Annotated in this window: 3 protein-coding genes; 1 reads left to right on the top strand and 2 read right to left on the bottom strand. The window is 53.3% G+C overall.

Annotation, left to right across the window (positions count from 1 at the left end; translation table 11 throughout):
* Positions 1-208: 208 nt before the first annotated feature.
* On the top strand, positions 209-391 hold the full coding sequence (locus tag RA27_RS24275) for a RidA family protein (RefSeq protein WP_152610805.1): 183 nt from the start codon (positions 209-211) through the stop codon (positions 389-391).
* A 465-nt stretch (positions 392-856) separates the two neighbouring features.
* Here the strand turns inward: RA27_RS24275 and RA27_RS22900 are convergent, their stop codons facing one another.
* The gene (locus tag RA27_RS22900) at positions 857-1,210 is read right to left on the bottom strand and encodes a Rieske (2Fe-2S) protein (protein ID WP_039544596.1); all 354 of its coding nucleotides are present in this window, start codon (positions 1,208-1,210) and stop codon (positions 857-859) included.
* A gap of 16 nt (positions 1,211-1,226) precedes the next feature.
* Positions 1,227-1,823, bottom strand: a complete 597-nt coding sequence (locus RA27_RS22895) for an amidohydrolase family protein (RefSeq protein WP_255353549.1) — start codon at positions 1,821-1,823, stop codon at positions 1,227-1,229.
* Positions 1,824-1,950: the final 127 nt, after the last annotated feature.

Raw genomic sequence — 1,950 nt, 5'->3', positions numbered from 1 at the left:
TTCAGTTCGATTGGAATTTTTGCGGCAAACGCAGATGTACGTCGCGTTGCAGTTTCGCGACCAGTAACATCCCTGATTGTCCAATACGTCGCGTTTTCCTTGGCGTAAATGCTTGTATCGACGTCGCCATAAGTGGAACCAAGATCTTCCCCCTTCCTTTCTTACTTCATCCTGTAGAGCCAGGTGTGTTGCGATCGTAGACGATGCGGTGTCCTGCACGATGTACTATGTGCGCGATGAAGACCTTGATGCTATTCAGGATGCTCGCCGCAGTCGTTTCTCTTTCGGTGCGGGCCCAGCCGCGACAGGGGTCAACGTCGCCGGTTTGGTCGATAAGGCGCTTCTGGCTGAACTAACCGTAGTCGCCGTGGTGCCTTACGGAGCGTCCTGATCCCAATATGGAAAAACGCTCTTCGGAGCAGACAGTGGTGTAGCCGCAGCGAATTCACACTTTGTATGCACCTTTCCAGTTCGACCGTGACACGGTGAAGGTCGGTAGACGATTTGGTTCTTGGCCGGTTCAGGAGTGTAAGCAGGTGCGGGCAGTTGTTCTGCGCGAACCACCTCTCGATTCTTGAATGTCTCAAGGCGCTCACTCCATTGTAAAGTGTCGCGATCTGCCATTGCAGAATTCGCGAGTAAACCCAGCGGCAAAAGGGAGAGCGTGGTTCTCAGCCGAGTTTCTTTTTTGTCATTCGAAGAAATTCTGGATATTTTCCTGCCGATATCCTCAATCTTGATTTGCAGATAGAAAACCTAAATGGCATTGCCCATGTTTGGACAATGCCATCCTGGGCAGTTCGGAGGAGAGAGTGAACTGCCCAAAACTTTCGATCTTTTTCTTGAAGCTCGATTTTTACAGATGGACGAAGAGATCGTTTCCCTCGACTGATACGTCAAAGCGTCTTGTTTTGAACGACGAATCCACAATGAACTCACCGCTTCGAATGTCAAACTCCCAACCGTGCCAAGCGCAACGGACGATTTCGCCCGGGCGGTCATAGATGAACTCGGTTGTGTCCGTTTCTCGGGTTGTACCGCAGACCGGGCCTTCACACAGGGCCGCGCCTTTGTGGGGACAGATATTGAGCAATGCATGATAGCCGTCATCCAGCTTGAACACGCCGATTGGCATGTTCGACACTGTGACGATCTTGGCCGCATCGGTGGGAACTTCTTCAGTTTTGCAGGCGAAATGCTTGTTTGCCATGGTTGAGGTTTCTTCTTTATTCAGCAGCGTGCGCCATCGGGCGCGGAAGGCGGGTGTAGACGTCCAGCGCATTGAGACCGAAGATCTTCTCGCGCCACGCGGGCGGAACATGCAGTTTGTTGACGTCGTCGTAATCCCAGTGCGGATAGTCGGACGCGAACATCAGGGTATTCTCGCCATCCATCGCCTCGAGTGTGGCCCACAGGTGCTGAATGTTCGCGGGCTGCTCCAGCGGCTGGGTTGACATGCGGATGTTCGATTTGAAGTATTCGGACGGTAAACGCTTGAGCCACGGTGTTTCTTTGCGCAGCGCCTTGTAGTTCGCGTCCAGACGCCAAAGCACCGACGGCACCCAGGCAACGCCACATTCGATGATCACCACCTTCAGCTCGGGCCATCTTTCGAAAACACCATGGGCGATAAGGCTCGCCATGTGTGTCATTGCCGTCTGCGGCAGGATCGCGTGAGTTTCCCAGAAAAAGGTTGACGGCCCGGCGCCGATGGGGGTCGAGTTGATGCCGCCTTGGCCACCAAGATGCATGGCAAAAGGCAGACCCATTTCGGCACAGGCTTCATAGATCGGGTGATAGAACGGAATGTCTGACGTTAGCACCAATGGGACAGTTTAGGTTGATTTGATAAGAGAGGGTTTCTGGCACGTTGTAACTACCAAGGAGTGGAGATGAGACAGAAACCCGGAACGGCGAGAAGGCCGGTGTTGTGTGAAAAGCGGAGGCATT

The organism is Ruegeria sp. ANG-R (genome assembly GCF_000813985.1).
In the GTDB taxonomy this organism is placed as follows: Bacteria; Pseudomonadota; Alphaproteobacteria; order Rhodobacterales; family Rhodobacteraceae; genus Ruegeria.
This window is presented reverse-complemented; position numbering and strand designations above follow the sequence as displayed.